The organism is Thermofilum adornatum, from assembly GCF_000446015.1.
Taxonomy (GTDB): domain Archaea; phylum Thermoproteota; class Thermoprotei; order Thermofilales; family Thermofilaceae; genus Thermofilum; species Thermofilum adornatum.
The window spans coordinates 839,924-855,552 of sequence record NC_022093.1; the positions used below are offsets into that span (position 1 = coordinate 839,924).

16 protein-coding genes and 2 tRNA genes are annotated in these 15,629 nt (G+C 47.6%); 9 read left to right on the forward strand and 9 right to left on the reverse strand.

Annotation, left to right across the window (positions count from 1 at the left end; translation table 11 throughout):
* The first annotated feature begins 11 nt into the window (after positions 1 to 11).
* From N186_RS04635 to N186_RS04640, 3 genes are all read left to right on the forward strand, one after another.
* Positions 12 to 1,118 (forward strand): hypothetical protein, encoded by a 1,107-nt coding sequence (locus tag N186_RS04635; protein WP_020962611.1) that lies wholly within the window; start codon positions 12 to 14, stop codon positions 1,116 to 1,118.
* Positions 1,119 to 1,121: 3 nt separating this feature from the next.
* The gene (locus tag N186_RS09715; protein WP_187147071.1) at positions 1,122 to 1,262 is read left to right on the forward strand and encodes a hypothetical protein; all 141 of its coding nucleotides are present in this window, start codon (positions 1,122 to 1,124) and stop codon (positions 1,260 to 1,262) included.
* An 83-nt stretch (positions 1,263 to 1,345) separates the two neighbouring features.
* Entirely contained in the window at positions 1,346 to 1,573 is a 228-nt protein-coding gene (locus N186_RS04640) for an Lrp/AsnC ligand binding domain-containing protein (protein ID WP_020962612.1), read from the forward strand.
* 5 nt (positions 1,574 to 1,578) lie between these two features.
* On the opposite strand, the gene N186_RS04645 is transcribed toward N186_RS04640, so the two are convergent.
* Together N186_RS04645 and N186_RS04650 are read right to left on the reverse strand one after the other, a co-directional pair.
* On the reverse strand, positions 1,579 to 2,724 hold the full coding sequence (locus N186_RS04645; RefSeq protein ID WP_020962613.1) for a DNA topoisomerase IV subunit A: 1,146 nt from the start codon (positions 2,722 to 2,724) through the stop codon (positions 1,579 to 1,581).
* Positions 2,717 to 4,252, reverse strand: a complete 1,536-nt coding sequence (locus tag N186_RS04650) for a DNA topoisomerase VI subunit B (protein ID WP_020962614.1) — start codon at positions 4,250 to 4,252, stop codon at positions 2,717 to 2,719. Before N186_RS04650 ends, N186_RS04645 begins: the two co-directional genes overlap by 8 nt.
* 414 nt (positions 4,253 to 4,666) lie before the next feature.
* On the opposite strand from N186_RS04650, the gene N186_RS04655 reads away from it, so the two are divergent.
* Both N186_RS04655 and N186_RS04660 read left to right on the forward strand, forming a co-directional pair.
* Positions 4,667 to 6,496, forward strand: a complete 1,830-nt coding sequence (locus N186_RS04655) for a phosphoadenosine phosphosulfate reductase domain-containing protein (protein ID WP_020962616.1) — start codon at positions 4,667 to 4,669, stop codon at positions 6,494 to 6,496.
* Positions 6,497 to 6,611: 115 nt separating this feature from the next.
* On the forward strand, positions 6,612 to 6,791 hold the full coding sequence (locus tag N186_RS04660; RefSeq protein ID WP_020962617.1) for a hypothetical protein: 180 nt from the start codon (positions 6,612 to 6,614) through the stop codon (positions 6,789 to 6,791).
* 62 nt (positions 6,792 to 6,853) lie between these two features.
* On the opposite strand, the gene N186_RS04665 is transcribed toward N186_RS04660, so the two are convergent.
* A complete protein-coding gene (locus N186_RS04665; RefSeq protein ID WP_020962618.1) occupies positions 6,854 to 7,279 on the reverse strand; it encodes a hypothetical protein in 426 nt (141 codons plus the stop codon).
* A gap of 154 nt (positions 7,280 to 7,433) precedes the next feature.
* Between N186_RS04665 and N186_RS09495 the strand changes: the two genes are divergently transcribed.
* The 3 genes from N186_RS09495 to N186_RS04675 all read left to right on the forward strand — a co-directional run bounded on the left by N186_RS09495 (position 7,434) and on the right by N186_RS04675 (position 8,760).
* On the forward strand, positions 7,434 to 7,553 hold the full coding sequence (locus N186_RS09495) for a zinc finger domain-containing protein (protein WP_240366759.1): 120 nt from the start codon (positions 7,434 to 7,436) through the stop codon (positions 7,551 to 7,553).
* Between the two features lie 100 nt (positions 7,554 to 7,653).
* On the forward strand, positions 7,654 to 7,929 hold the full coding sequence (locus N186_RS04670) for an elongation factor 1-beta (RefSeq protein ID WP_020962619.1): 276 nt from the start codon (positions 7,654 to 7,656) through the stop codon (positions 7,927 to 7,929).
* Between the two features lie 234 nt (positions 7,930 to 8,163).
* Positions 8,164 to 8,760: a PRC-barrel domain-containing protein gene (locus N186_RS04675; protein ID WP_020962620.1), complete on the forward strand. Its 597-nt coding sequence runs from the start codon at positions 8,164 to 8,166 to the stop codon at positions 8,758 to 8,760.
* A 2-nt stretch (positions 8,761 to 8,762) separates the two neighbouring features.
* Here N186_RS04675 and N186_RS04680 read toward each other — a convergent pair.
* A tRNA-Arg gene (locus N186_RS04680) sits at positions 8,763 to 8,839 on the reverse strand.
* 199 nt (positions 8,840 to 9,038) lie between these two features.
* Here N186_RS04680 and N186_RS04685 point away from each other — a divergent pair.
* Positions 9,039 to 10,568, forward strand: coding sequence for a hypothetical protein (locus N186_RS04685; RefSeq protein WP_020962621.1), 1,530 nt, complete (start codon positions 9,039 to 9,041; stop codon positions 10,566 to 10,568).
* A 275-nt stretch (positions 10,569 to 10,843) separates the two neighbouring features.
* Here the strand turns inward: N186_RS04685 and N186_RS09720 are convergent.
* From N186_RS09720 to N186_RS04700, 5 genes are all read right to left on the reverse strand, one after another.
* Positions 10,844 to 10,999: transfer RNA gene (locus tag N186_RS09720), tRNA-Pro, on the reverse strand.
* Between the two features lie 53 nt (positions 11,000 to 11,052).
* The gene (locus tag N186_RS04690) at positions 11,053 to 12,351 is read right to left on the reverse strand and encodes a hypothetical protein (RefSeq protein ID WP_020962622.1); all 1,299 of its coding nucleotides are present in this window, start codon (positions 12,349 to 12,351) and stop codon (positions 11,053 to 11,055) included.
* Positions 12,352 to 12,390: 39 nt separating this feature from the next.
* Positions 12,391 to 12,696 (reverse strand): hypothetical protein, encoded by a 306-nt coding sequence (locus N186_RS09505; protein ID WP_148682069.1) that lies wholly within the window; start codon positions 12,694 to 12,696, stop codon positions 12,391 to 12,393.
* A 596-nt stretch (positions 12,697 to 13,292) separates the two neighbouring features.
* Complete coding sequence (locus N186_RS04695) at positions 13,293 to 13,922, reverse strand: hypothetical protein (RefSeq protein WP_148682070.1); 630 nt, start codon at positions 13,920 to 13,922, stop codon at positions 13,293 to 13,295.
* Positions 13,891 to 15,255, reverse strand: a complete 1,365-nt coding sequence (locus N186_RS04700) for a hypothetical protein (protein ID WP_020962625.1) — start codon at positions 15,253 to 15,255, stop codon at positions 13,891 to 13,893. The genes N186_RS04695 and N186_RS04700 overlap by 32 nt, the downstream gene beginning before the upstream one ends.
* Between the last annotated feature and the right edge of the window lie 374 nt (positions 15,256 to 15,629).

Consider the following 15,629-nt stretch of genomic DNA (forward strand, 5'->3'; position numbering starts at 1 on the left):
GGTAGATTTTTTTGCTTGACGACCTGGAACTTTTACTACTCCTTGTTTTTTCTGAAGCACAGCCCTCCTTTATATTCTCGTGGCTATCAAACAATGGCTACACCTATAAAGCTACGAGCAGACTGATAGAGTTGGCAAAGCAGGACGAGATGAATGGCTCGAGAGAAGCCCTCAAAACACTTCTCTACGAGAAAATCCAGCAACTCCGGCTGAACCTAGAAATTTTCAGCAAGAAATCTGAGACGCTAACGGAGATTTTCACACTTACCCTTTTAACGGCACCCATAATGCTCTACTCTTTGGGGATATTTCAGCCGTGGCTCCTCCCACAAATTACAATTGTACTCATGGCTCTTAACATGTTGATCCTCGTGCTTTATAGTAATTTATACCCAAGAGAACTCCGCGTCATGAAGTTGCCGAGAAAAATGTTACCAATTATACTCTACCCAGCACTCGTAACGCCATTAACAAAAATTCTTTTTCTAGACATACCGCTCGAAAAACTCTTGCTAATCTTTCTGGCAACTTCTTTCCCTGCAAGCATACTAATATATCGGGAAACGAGACAAATAACAAAGGAACTCCAAGAAAACCTAGAAATCCTCGTAAAGGCCTCATCAAGCCCCTTCCACGTCTTCTCTCATTTAGACCTCAGTCTACTCAAGAAGGACACGAAGACTGAGCTTTCAAAAACTGTCAGAATAGCTGTATACCTTCTTGGACTCTGGGGCTCGGAAAGGACGGGTCTAGCAGAACTCAAAAACATCTACGAAGAAATACTCAAAACACTAAAAGCAATACGTGCCCGTGGAACAATTAGCGCACTAAGCAACCTGGTCTCTCTTTTCCTCCTCGGCTTCAGCTCAAGCCTAATAACACAGCTACTCTCAACGCTTGCCTCAAGAGACATGCTGGCATCACTAGGAATAATAATAGACCCTGCCCAACTATACACCTGGATAGAGCTCTACCTCATATATGCCTCTATCGTATATACACTTGGCCTAGCCCTACTATCCCTAGGCTCACCATCCTTCTACCCCCTCTGGTTGCCGCTAAGCATACTCACGACACTTGCAGGTCTCATCTCCGGGAAAAAGCTTCTCGGGTGGTAACCAGTGGATAAAACACTATACGGCTTCATAGTTATCCTAGCTCTACTTGTCCTACTATTACTATTCATTGAGACAACTGTCACCCGTGAAGCACCAACCATCTACATTAATTCTACCTGTCACCTCGTAATCGCTAAAGGATAGCTAGCTATAAAATGGGTATATCTTTTACAAAATAAACCGAGAAAGAAATATATATCCACGATTTTTTCTACACTGCGGGAAGAATGGTAAAGGGCTACATCTTAGTCACAACCAAGCCCGGAAAAGAATACGATGTTGCCGAGCAAGTCAAGAAGTTTCCATTCGTGAACGACGTTGACGTCACATATGGCCTATGGGACATAGTTATACGTGTCCAGCCACCTACACTCTCCGAGCTAGACAAAGTCATATCAATGATAAGGAGTCTAAAAGAAGTAGAGCAGACAGTTACCCTTGTCTCACACGAGTAGCCTAACTAGATTATCCACTCCTTGTTCGCTATTTTCTCGGGTATATAGACGTTGCTGAGGAACTTGAAGCCGTGGCCCGAAAGAGCCTCTATCTCTATCTTTTCGCCGCGCTCTATGAAGAGCTGAAGCTCCTCCATCCAGCGTTTTGACTCCTTGAACCACGGGTAGTTCATCAGCTCCTTTGCACGCTTTATGTCGCGCTCAGTCGCCTTGATAATATAGTTCTTCGGTATCTTGTAGCGCTCAATGTCAGACGTAGAGACGCCTAGAAACCTAGCCTCAGGCGTAGCAAGCCTCTCACTCTCGTAGCTCAAAGAGATAGACCCGCTCCTATAAACGCTGTAAATATAGTACCCATAGCTGTCAGCGTCCGTCAATATATACACCGGCAAGTCAAACTCCTCCCAAAGTCGACGAACCATTCTCCTAGTGCTGCGGTCAGGCTGGCCCTTACCCGTCACCAGTATACATTTGTTCTTCTTCCAGAATTCTTCCTCGTTCAATCTCTCGAATATAGCGCCCTTTTCCACAACTAGGACATAGTCAGCTTCTACCTTTGTAATTTCTAGCTGGTCAACGTTGCTGGGTATTCCCCAGGCACCGCTACCCATTCTTGAGAGGTCGATCTCTGTCCCCTTACTCCTTATGATCATGTTTCCGACTATACGTCCCTTTGCGTCATGCATGATTCCCATATGTTCCCTTAGAAGTCCCGTTGCGACCTCTATGTCCTGGATTACGGCGTTGGATTCCCGTTGGTCGTCCCACGTTTCCTCGCTGACCTTCTTTCCGTATTCATTTACATAGTAGATTGTGTGCTTGCCAGTGTAATATAGATCTCTGATTGTTGGGTAGTCGTTTTCTCTGCGAGCCCTGACAATGAGGGAGAGCATGAGGATCGTCTGCATGAAGCGTTTAGACTCCCCAATGTCGAAGAACTCTCTTTTTGCAGTCTTTGGTCCGAGGACGAGGAGTTTCCTCTTCTTGTCCCAAATTGTATTAGCGAGGGTTCTGACGGGTATGTCAAGGTAGGGCGGCTTGCCGGACTGTATCTGGTCGTAGATGGACTTGGCGAGCTGTTCCAGCCTTGCTAGGACTTCCTCTGAACTGGGAGAGATGGGTTTGCCGGCTTGTTGAGTATTCTTAGGCATTCACCGTCACCTCTTTTTTCTCGAGCTCTTTCTTAAGTAGTTCCTCTAGAAGCGAGGAAATACTGTTTGGGTCCATGTTTAGGACATAGGCAAGGGATGACGAAACCTCCCCCATGTATTTCCTGATCGTTACCTCTTTCCTCTTGACCTCGTACATTTTTTCCAGCTTTGATAGGTATATGCGTAGCCTCCTCGCAACGTCTCTAATAGCTATTTCTAGTTCGTGTTCAAGCTCGGGCACGTCTGCGATGGCCTCCTTGCCGACTCCCTTAAATGGTATCTTCGTGGAGCAGACATGTGTGACGACTGCCACTGGGGCTGGGAATTTTATCTTATAGATGCTCCAGTCTATTGAGTCGACGATTTTTCGCGATACGTCTACGCCTTCGTCGTATAGGAGGGGCATCTTATTGGCGAATCTAAGCAGGAGCACGTTGTCTTGGGGCGGTATCTCGCCGCCATACGCTATCGCTGCCTCAACGATAAACGCGTGTCCACCATATGAAGATGGAGGCCTAATCACTGCTGTTGCGAATTCGGGCTTCAGTATGCTTTTTACTCCCTTTTTGAGGAGTTCGGGTCCCAGGGGCGAAAGGGTAAGTGGTCTCGGCCTGCGCCACTTGGGGAAGTTTTTCATGGCTGTTGCCAGTTTCTCGAGATCTGCAAGTTTTAGCTCCTTGACCTTTGTGTCAGGCTGGAATCCAGCCCATGTGAGGAATTCTTGGGCTATTTTTTCGCCAACTCCCTCAAAGTATTTTTCCAGGAATCCCGCCAGCGTCATGTCATTGTTGTTTGACCGTCTAATCAGGTCTTTTAGTATCTCGATGTCGACTCCTTTCGGGTGGTATTTGCCTATTTGTGGCGGCTCGGGCAGCTCTTTAGAGACTCTCTCGAAGAGAAGTTCACCGTCTGGAGAGCGGTACCGTATAGTGGCGTATGGAGAGATGAGGGCTGTACGCCTAATATAGTCCTCTATTCTTTTCTTTGACTGTAGCCATGCCCCCTCGAGGGTCAGCCTAACTATGGTCCCGTGCCAGTTCTTGTTTTTCTTCTTTATTCTCATCTTCTGGACATGTGGAATATTCCTGCTGATATCTATGTATAGCAAGTATTCTCCAACAACGTCCGAGTCCCTCGTCGAGCTTTTGACATATATTGGTTTGCCCGTAGTCATCTGTGCATAGAGTACAGCCATTTTCACGCCTAGCCCAAACACGCCACGCGTCTGTCTGACAACGTACTTGGATCCATAAAAGACCCTACCAAAGACATTCGGTATCTCGTGCGCTGGAATGCCGATACCGTTGTCGGCGACCCTAAGTGTTACCCATTCTGGTCTGTCTTCGTGAAGCCGAACCTCAACATCTATATATGGCAAGATGCCGTGGGTCTCGGTTGCATCTAGCGAGTTCTCGACTAGCTCTCGGACGGTTTGGTAGAGAGCCCTAGAGGGATTAGAAAAGCCGGCTATCTCCTTGTTTCTGTGGAAAAATTCTGCCGGGGAGAGTCCTCTATATTTTTCGCTCATATATAGCCACCCCTCCTTTACATGCGGGGACGTATATGAGGATACTTGTAGCCTGCATTGCCATATTTAACCATTTAACAAAATAAAATAAACAAATAAATCTAAGTTCTAATTTTTTTAGGTTTAAAACAAAAAGTAAATCATTTTACAAACATCTACCAGGATTCTTTAAATAATATCTATTTTTTGTGTTTAAAGCCGCTCCAATGTGCTACAGAATTATTCTAGCAGGGTAGACACGGTACTTGACTTTCTTTTTGCTTTGCCGCCTCTTGTTAAACACGTATATAGATGCTGTTGCCGATAGGGCAACAATACCCTCCACGATCATATTACGGGCGTAATACTTTTATCATATTTCCTTTTAAAACAAACCTTTAAAATACAAGGGGCAATTACTGGCTAGAAGCCGAATTGACTGGCAGAAGCAAGTTTGAAGTCCTAAAGACTCATAGCGCTAGGCTTTGGTGGAGCCTTGAGAACAATTCCCCCTTTATCTCCAAGCCCTCAAGCGGCATGTTTACTGAGGTAAGACTAACCCCGCCTGGAGACGCTAGGCCTCTTGTAGGCTACTACTACAAGTTTGTATGGGAAATAATAGAGGGGTACTTTTACCCGTCAAAGCCTCCGCTACCCAAAAGGAAAACTATACTTCTTAACAAGGTCCCCTACCCAGACTACGCAGAAGAAGTGATACTTGACGGACAAGTTGTGGGTCACATTTTCTATGACCTGAAGCAAAGGAGGTTCAGGTTTAAGCCTCTCTATTTTCTCGTTGAAGAATCGGTCAAGAACAGACACGGCTACTATGCGGTTGTCGACCTCCCAAGGCTCTCGCGAGGCTTCACCATCAAGGAAGATTCTATTCTTTCATCTAATCTTCCGGCATCAGACAGGGACGAGTACATAATGCTTGGTACAGCGAACGGGAGATACTATGGCATAGGCGTGAGGGTGAGATCCAACAGGATCTACACCCTGAAAAGCTGGCTTGCAAAGCCGTCTTCTTGGCTCGACAAAGACCCATCTATGCTTGAGGTAGTCAAATTCAATGAAGCGGCTCTTAGAGAGAAAGAAGAAGAAGCAATAAGGTTTATCAGGAGCCTAAAGGAGAAGTACAACCTTCCAGTCTTTGTGTCCCTTTCAGGCGGGAAAGACAGCCTAGTCACGTTGCACCTTACAGTTAAAGCCCTCGGCCAAGAGAACGTGACAGCTATCTTCAACAATACGGGTCTAGAATTCGATGAAACAGTCGAATTTGCAAGAAAAGTTGCCGAGCACTATGGCGTCGATTTCATCGAGGTCGATGCGGGCGACAATTTCTGGAGAGGGCTAGAAATAATGGGTCCACCGGCCCGCGACTACCGGTGGTGCTGTAAGGTAACAAAGTTCTCGGTTCTAGCCAGGACGCTCAAGTCAGCCTTTCCAGGGGGAGCAATAAGCTTGGTTGGGCAGAGAAAATATGAGTCAAGTGCCAGGGCCATGTCGCCGCGGATATGGAGAAATGAATGGCTTCCCAGCATAATTGCCGCAAGCCCGATACAGGACTGGACTGCTCTAGACATCTGGCTTTACATTTTTCTCGAAAAGCTTCCCGTAAACAAGCTTTACTACGTGGGCTTTGACAGGCTAGGCTGTTGGCTGTGCCCCGCAACAGAGCTTGGAGAAATAGAAATAGCAAAAAAGGCCAAGCCAGAGCTTTACAGGAAATGGGAAAACTATCTCAAGTCCTATGCAGAAAAACATGGTCTACCAAGCGAATGGGTCGATTGTGGTCTCTGGAGGTGGATACAGCCGCCAAAAGACATATTGAAAGAATGTCCAGCCAGCTACAAGGATCAGCGCGGTGCACAGTACCAAGTAAGCAAGAAAGAAGACAAGTTAGAATTTATACTCCTAGCTAGACCTACAACGAAACTCGTCCCAGAAAAACTTCTCAACTTGTCCATCTCGAGCCCCACAATAAAGCTAAAGAAAGTCCAAGTCGAAGACAACAAGCTGGTCATTGAGCCAGAGCGTGTGCTTACTCCTAGGGACATGGAGACGCTAGAAAGGGTCTTCATGAGGGCCTATTACTGTGCTGGTTGCCTAGAATGTGCATCGAACTGCCCAGTTGGAGCCATCAGTATCGATGAAAAGAATGGCGGGGTAAAGATAAATAGTGATGCATGTAAACAGTGTTATCTTTGTAATCTCAAGTGCCCGGTCGCTGAATATACGTTGAAGACGCGCGGACAAAGCTAGGGGATAGCTGAAGCCTTAACCCCGTCATTATTTCTCATGGGAGGTGTTTTATGCGTGGGAAAATGTTTATAAACATCGTATTTCACAAAGACAAAAGGCCTTGAGGTGAATCCATTTGGCATACATACCCAAAACAATGGTGCTAGGGAGATGTGTCAGGTGCGGCAAGAAGATCTACAAAGGAGACGAGTATTACTACTGCCAGAACTGCGGAATAAGCTACTGCCCGGACTGCACTAGAAAGCTCCAGGGAAAATGTGCAGTGTGCGGGAAGCCACTAGTGAAAAAGCCATAAGGGAACGTATTCTTCTAAGGTTCTTCTTCAATAATATCAAACAAAACCTGCTATGTGACTAGCTACATTTTGAAAAGGGAGTATCCTTTAGACTTTTGCCCCTCAATCTTTCGAACAAAGATCCCCATGACCACCATTTTCCCACTGTTACATTTTGGGCAGACTCCCTTTTCTTGGAATAAAGCATCGCCCTCAGCATAGTTTCTCTCTTCCTCATAGCCACAGGTGTCGCATTTTAGGAGAGTGATGAGCTGTGTCGAGGCGGGCCTGATCTTTAATAGTCTTCCAAGAGACCAAGAAATATACGCTACGAGCATGGCTACTAGCAAGGCGCCAGACATATACTGGTCGTAGTTTGTCGAGAAATAGAGGTATAGTAGGGCTACGAGAATAACTATAGAAGCAACAAGGGCAACCACGTAGATTGGTAGCCATTTCTTTTTCAGATTAACTATTGTCTCATCAACGCTAGACGTGTGTATCCCCACTCCACTTGCAGGGGTTCACCTAATTAGTTTTTCTATGCTCACCGCGCGCGAAAAGTTTATTAAAAAAGATAAACGAAAAGCAAAAGGCGTCAATATGGCTACCACGATAGCTCTACCCAAATGTACATCTTGCGGGAGGCCAATAGCACCATCCATGAGGGCCACAAGCTTCCGTTGCCCTAACTGTGGAGAGGCCGTAATATGGAGATGCGAAAAATGCAGAAAACAGGGCAACAGATACGTTTGTCCAAAATGTGGCTTTGAAGGACCATAAACCATTCTCCACGAATATTTTTTCTACGTTAGATGTTTAGAGAAAAAACTCTCCAAGCGAAAATATTATTACCCACCAATCTCACCACATCACGGTCAATATGGCCCGAGTAGCAGTATTAATAAGAGTGCTACCAGAAGACGCAGAACTGAAACCCGAAGAGCTAAAAAACAGAATAGCCGAAAAGCTACCGCAAAAATACCAAATAGCCCAATACCAGGCCGAACCCATAGCATTCGGCCTCGAGGCACTACGCATGGTAATCTTCATGCCAGAAGAAACCGAGGGAGGCACAGAGGAACTCGAAACAATAATACAGTCAGTGCCAGGGGTAAGCCAACTAGACGTCCTAAACGTAACCAGACTACAAGAATAAAGTTTCCCGGTTTTTATGGGTCATACAAATGCCTTCTCCTCACCCCTCAGAGCAACTCTGAACAATCATCCCCATATTTACACTCTATTTACTACTTTTAAACGCTTATTTTCCCTCCTCGATACAGAATTTTCCGTATGACAAAAATAATACAAAGACTTTTCATTCGACAAACCCCAACATAAACAAACATACCCTTGATAAAAACCCACAAAGCAAAAATAAACGAAGTATATGAGAGGGCTACTTCTAAGCGAAATAAACGACAAGAAAATCCTCGAAAAAGTAGTAGGAAAACAACTCTACAACAGGAAAGGGGAAAACATAGGCATAATTTGGAAAATCTACATCTCCAAAAAAGACAAGCACCCACTCAAAGTTGTCATAAAGACGCATGGAAACCAAAAAATAACAACGTCCCCCGAGAGGATCAGGATCGAAAAGGGAAAAATATATCTACTAGACCAGACACACGAAGCGGCACGCGCCATAATAGACAGGCTATCAGAAATAGTAGCCGAACTCAGGAACCTGCGAGACACACTCCTCCTCCTCGACGAAAAATACATCTCCAGCGAAATCACGCCAGAAGAATACCAGTCAAAGCGGGGCAACATAGAAAGAAAAAGACTCCAGCTACGTATAGAAGCAACCACACTCCTAGAAACACTAAACCACCTCATCGAGCAAGACAACTTCCTAGACAAAGAAGAAGAAACAAAAATCTACGAAATCATCGACGCATTAACACTAACATTCCCCACAATACACCTAAAAGAACTAGAAAAAATATTCACAAACAAAACACAAGCTACACAAATAGAAACCTAGCATGGCGGGCCCGCCGGGACTTGAACCCGGGACCAACGGCTCCGCAGGCCGCCACGCTTCCTAGCTACGCCACGGGCCCAACGAATCAAAAGAACTTTGCCTGTGTTTAAATTTTTTGGGGTGGGTCTTCCGCGGGGTCAAGTAGCCTTAAAGCTGTTTATTGCATTTTTGTGTTGCTTTTTCGACTGCCCTGTGACATTCTGGGCAGTTTTTCTAAGAATCTTAGTGTGTACTTTTACCGATATATATATATATGGGTTTGCTGATTATATATTTGTATGGAGAGGGGGAATTGGGTACGGTTGGCTGTGGTCTTGTTTTTGGCTTTGCTTTGTGTGGCTGTGGCTTCTGTTGCATATATAAGTGTGTCGACTGTTAGGGAGGAAATATCTCGGGGGCTTGTTGTCTATTATAGGCCTAGTCTCCCGTTTACCTCTCCATATATGTTTGTAGGCTTCGTGAATGAGTCTGGACGCGGGCTGGACGTCTGTGTCAATGTTTATGGATTGATGCCTAACGGCAGCGTGGGTTTTCTCGGCTATACTTGTGGCAGGGGCGGTGTAAGCCTGGACTATGGCTCCGTTAAGAGCTATGCCTCGTTGTGGCGGCGCGCGCTGGCGGCCAGGGGCAACAACCCGGACAACGTTGAGCCAGGCCTTATACTGCTGGGCACAGCCCTCGACTCGGAGGCCGCATACCCATTCATAAAAGGCATACCCGTAGACACGGGCCTAGTACAGAGGGGCTACACAGTCACCACAGAGATAAAGCTAAACACGAGGAACATGCCGAAAATATCCAAAACACAGATACAGCAAATAGTAACGCAGGCAAAGCAAAATACAGCGAGCGAGCAGGGTTCTACCGTAGCTACACAGCAATGGCCTCCAGGCGGTATTACTGATTACTGTTGGAGTTTTTCTGATGGAAGCAGGGGATGTTTCGAGTGGAGACTAGACAAGGTTATATATTCTTCGACAAACAGAGGGATACCCCTCGCAATGGCATACGTTACAGGAAACCTCGCAAAGCTGGGAAGTGTTTTCTTAAAGGAGAAAGTTGTTGCCCAAACCAGCATTGGCTTATATGTGAACTTTGCTGCTGGCGCAGAGCTAGAAGTAAAAAGTGGCGCGACAATTTCACACGTCTTTAGTAGCGACGTCTATACCTTCACCCTTGGGGGCAATAATGTATATCTAGACTATTCTAATCTTATTTATCCTGAGCAGTTTAGCAATTTACCATTTATAACTGCTATTGGTTTCTGGGGCAACTATAGTATAAGCAGGTACAAGGAATACTACTGTATTTATTACTTATTTTTCGCTCAATGCTATCCTACAGGCAATAATGCCACAATGGCGCTTGCTGTTCCAGTGCTAAGCAACAATAAGATGCTTAGCTGGAGCTATACAGATACATACCCATATGACGGATTCGGCTTAGACCCAGTCTTTAACGTGGTAGCCAATAGTTGGACTCCCACCGGCTATAGGACAAGTACGTCTTATCTAGATTTTGACTCCTACGACATAGTGCGTGAGACAGGGGGCATAGACCTTCTCTCGGCATCCATACCATTATTAGTACAAGCCCCTGTTTCAACCAGTATTTCAGCCTCAGTAGGCCTCTCCACTCAGACAAGCTCTTTTACGATGACTGATGTTTTATTACAACTGAAGTACCAATATACCGATGGTAGCACTACGCTAAACGGCTACTACTACAAGACGCCTGTCAAGTACGAGTGGAATAACAACTACTACTATATACCTGCAAGCTATGTACGTGCGACGGTAGGTCCCTAAAGAGGCTAAAGAAGAAATACACAGTAAATGAGACTTTTTCTAAATCTGCTGGCTCAACAAAATAGAAGATAAATCTTCCTGGAATATTAAATTTCTAAGCGGAGTCTAGAAGAGATAGAGGCTGTGAGATCATTTAATCTTCCAAAAATGTTTCTAAACATGAATGTCTGCAGATGGCTTAGCTGGATCATAAGCACAGCAACAATACCGCTCCAGGAATGTTGCGGCAACCGTGAACCTCGGAAAAGTGTGCAACAGCTAAACAAAACACAAAATGGTGGGGCCGCCGGGATTTGAACCCGGGACCTTGCCGCACGGGCACAAGCCCGTGAACCAGCGCTCCAGTGCCGTTTACGGGGTACACCCCCAGGCTGGCATCCTTCCAAGCTAGACTACGGCCATCTTTACAGGGTTTTCGGTACCCCTGCTCCAAAGGCCTTTGCGCCTCTTGATTGCGCAACGGCCCCGAAAAGAATGAAACCTGTCAAGATATTAAATTTTTTGTGGGGAGGGGTGGGTTTTCCGCGAGCTCGAGTAGCCTGCGTAGGAGTGGGGTCTTTGGCTGTATGTTGTGTTTTTGTGCCAGCTCTTTGAGTGCTGGTCGTAGCTCTGGATAGAGTTGGGCGGCTCTAGCTATGTTTGTTCCGTTGAGCTGTACGACGTAATAATTTTTCCCCGTTTTTGGGTCGTACCAAGTGTATGTTTTTGCTTGGACACCTTGTTGTAGTAATGCTTGTATTAGTCTTTGTGCTTCTTCCAAGCTTTTTAGCACTGTGCGCGCCAATAGTTGCTGTGCTCTTGCGGAGTAACTTAGCCAGAAGGTGTGGCCTAGAAGGGTTGCATAGACAGGGTCTCTTGTTGGTTGAAGTTTCTTTAGTATTTGCCACTTTTCGCTGTCTAGCAAGTCTAGCAATATACCATAGTTTGTCTGGTATGCGACTTGCAGGATTTGCTGTGCTAGGTGTTTCGGCTCGTATTTTTCATCGTTTTGAATCGCAAATCTAAGTACTTCAGGATGTTTCTCGCCGTCTCCTAAATACCACGTCAACATGCCTAAGGGATGTTGCTCTGCTATCTTTTGTGCCAGTTTTTTGCCCTCACGCTTGGGCCATTGTTGATTCCAGCTTTTGCTTGTTATGGTCCAAGCGAAGGTTGGCTCAGTCATGTTTAGGTTTAATGCACTGAGATATATCCGTAGATAGCCGTAGCGCACGGCTGCCCATGCAAGTGCTTGCCATGGCTGTGTCGTCCCCATCCGGGGTTTGTTCTGGTCGCAACTTTCATCGCTAGCCCTCCATCCTGCCTGTAGATAGTAGAGGTCTTGGTCGGACACGTTGAGTATGTCTGGGAACTCGGCGTCGGCGCTTACCCTGTAGATTGGTAGGCTTATTAGCCATGTTTCTCGGAAATGTGCACTGACGTACCATTTTTCCCCTTCCGGCGTGATGTGTAGTGTCTTTTTGGCACGTGGTCCCAGCTCGACTTTGACGTTATTGCTTTCTAGGGCTGTCAATAGTTTCTGTAGCTTTGTTTCTGTTTGCTGGTATGCCTTGTCCAGCAGGTTGACGGCTTTCTCAGCAAAGTCTCGCAATGTGTCTGCCTTGTCTAGTGGGAGGTCTAATACGTCAATTATAGCCTCTGTCGACACGTAGAAGTACTTTTTCTGCCCGTCTACTAGGCTAGGTAGTTCCCTGTTTGCCAGCTGTGCTCTGGTGTATAGTTCTGCTAGTAGGTCGGTGGGGCCCGTCCGCCAGCCCTCGGGGCTAGCCGTCCCCATGTCCATAGCCTCTCACCCCGGATCCTTGGTTCCGGGGGCGCCCTGTTAGGGCGCGGAGGCATGGAGACGGCTAGGTCCCAGGGGCCGGCGGTACAGGCTATCCTTTGGGCATTGGGGGAGGCAGTGAAGAGTTGTGTATAAGCGTAGAATCCGTGGATTCACATGTGTCGTGGATCCTTTGTTAAGTGATGTATGGTTGTGTGGTTCATGGTCATCAGTGGCTGTTGTTGGCTGGCCCCTTTTCCCGCTCCCCCTAGCCGCGGCCCAGGCCTTCACATTTCCAGCCCAAGCCGCGACCCTCATCGCCCAAAGACCTGCCTCACAGCTCTGCAAAGCCCTAGGGCCTCGCACCACCCCCTCTTAGGGGGCGCCACCCGTCTAGGGTGGGGGATGGATTCGGGAAAGAGCGGGAGAAAGGGAACGAAAAAAAGACTTGTTTTTCTGGCAGACGGGCACGCAGTCTATAGGCTACTCGGCCCTCTGCGGGTCCCACCCTTCCTCACCCTCCCTCCGTGACCTATGTCTGGGCTCATCGTCATCGATCGGTCACGGAGTTCATCATAGTATAATGTAATGGGGTCGTTAAAAAACATTACTATGCTAGCGGAAAATACATAAATGTCGTTTATCTTTGAAACGTAAAGTCATCAAATTTTTTCGTTGAATTGTATAAACGAAACTTAGTCTGAAAACAGCGAAGCCTTGTAGATGGGAGAACCCTTTATGGGCATGCCAATAGTTAAGGCTAGTTAAGTCACGTTTCATGGAGAACTAGGTGACCCCTTCTACTGCTTTTTTTCACAGCACAACTGTTAGCATGACGTACGCGATGTTGAGCTGTGGGGGCTAGTGTACCTGTATATGGGTGTTGCGGAAGTCTTATGGGTGCGCGCCTAGTTTGCTTCATTAACCATGGTTAGGAGGGGATCCATAGATAATTAACTCGCCTAGCAGCCGCCCCCCACTGTAGCATAGCCACTGGTGAGGGCTGGATTGGCCGAGCCGCTGGCCGATATGCTGAACTCTACGCGTACCTTGGCCGGGTAGTCGCCGCTACTGGGCAACGTCCAACTGTAATATTTGCGATACTCGACATCTTTGGTTGGCACATAGACCTGGAAATTAGAGGGGGCCTCTGAATAAGTGCTACCCGTCACGGTGTCGAGTACTCGCCAGGCGCCGAGGCCGGTGGAGGGGTTGATGTAGAGCACCTTGACCGTGATGGTGTAGTCCACGTTATCTATATACACTGAGATAGAGCCGTTCGCTTTCCAAGCCGGGGCGCCGGTTGCAGGCGCGACCTTGGCCTCGATGACGGCGCCGTAGCCGCCGTCGAGCTCGCCGCCGTCGCTTTTGCTGGCGCTAATGGAAAAATACCAGCCATTTTGTGAGGAGTAAACAGGTTGGTATTGTTCTGCTGTAAACGGCCAGGCCACGACTGCTCGCTGAGCAACCAGAAAGAGGAGTAGGAGTAGGAGGACTGCTAGGAGCCTGGTTTGCTTCATCGGTGATGGTTGGGAGCGGGGCCATAAATAATTATCTCGCCTAGCCTTCGACCTCCACCTGGATACGGACAATGGAGCCGTCACCGCTCACTACGATGAGGCGGCCCAGGTACTGCTGGTTTCCCTGGCCATAGTTCCATGGGCCCTGTGAGTAGTCTTGGCTGGGCGCAATCTTAGCGTCGCAGTAGTAGGAGAGGACGCGGGCAGAGGGCGGGTTCCTGACTACCTCGAACTCCGCGGTGAGTTTGGTGCATGCCCCGCGCTGGGCGCCGACACTTGCATAAACCCCGTCGTATATATTGCCGTCTTTGTTGTATGGGAACATTATTACAGCGCCTAGACTAAAGCTGGCCTCTACCCTGACCCTTGCCTTGATCCAGTTTGGTGGCAGGATGATGTTGACGGTGTAGACATAGTATTTGTCGGGCTCGGCGACTATCGTGTTGCCCTCCACGTAGGCCTTGCCGTAGAGCGGGGTGACATATGTGTCTTTTCCGAGGCTGTAGTAGGGGTGGTAGTAGACCCTGATGGTCTTCTCTGCCTCCTCGACGTGTATTGGTGTATGATCCGTGGCGAAGGTGACCCAGGTGAGCACGCCCCTTATATAGTCCTGTGCCTGGAACTCTGGGCTCCCCCACGCGAACGTGTCGTTGACCTTGATGAATGGGGGCGCCTGGATGGTCACAGTGAAGGGCCTAGCCCTCTGGATCTTGGCTGGCAGCGTGACTTCTTGGCCGTCCACGAGGACCTTGACGCCGGGCGCGTTCGTCTCGATGAGGAGGACGTGGGTCTCGACCTTGTATACCGCGACGACGCTTAGGTTGCCCTGGACGCGGAGCTTCGTCTCCGTCCCTGGCATGGGGCTATCATTAATAATGAATCCGGACGGCGTGAAGCTGTGGGTCTCATTCGACCCGGGGAGCAGTGCCAGCCTGACTGTTGTGCCACAGGGAACCTCTGCCTCGAAGGGTAGCTTTGCGACGCTACCGTTCACTGCTAGGAGGCCCCAGCTAGCGTTGGACACAACAGAAAGCCTGTAGCTGAACCGCTTGTATACCGCTTTGATAGTGGTGTTGCCTTTTATGGTTAGGCTCAGCATTTCACCCTCGAGCCTCGTGCCGTTCACGAGCCAGTGGTCAAAGACGTGGCACTCTCCAGGCTTGGCTTCTAGCTTGAGCGTGAACGGCCCAGTGGAGCTCCATGTAGCAGTCTCTGTGCCGTTTACTATGACTCTTCCACCCTGGCCCGCCTCAATCCTTGCCGTAAACAGCGAGGGCTTTGGCTGTGAAAAGTTCTGTGCTAGCTGTGCCAGGCCCGGCAACTTGGGCTGGAGCACAAAGAAAAAGAGCGCCGATGCCAGAGCTCCAACGATTACTAGTGTAGCTAGAAGGATTTTCCACTGCATGTATAAAACGGCTTTCTGGCGAGCACAAAAAGTTAGCGTTACGAGATGTATCGATACTCCTCTCATAGAATGTGTAGCCTAGGAGAGCTAAGGCTAAGAGAAGGGCAATGGTTATCACAAGGAACATGTTGGGCTCCTGATTTTGGCTTATGTTTTGTTTTTTGGGCTGTGATGTTTTTGTATCAATTTTTAAGGTTTCTGCGTGATTCTGGGCATTCTTTAAACTATCATTCAATGTTTTACTACTAAGAAGAAAATAAGATAATATGTTAGTTGCCTTGCGTAGGGTGTATGTCATTGGTTGGACTACCTTGTGGCGAGAAAAAGATTCTTAGTTTGGTCTTTGTACATTTCCATAATTTTTAGAGCTACGA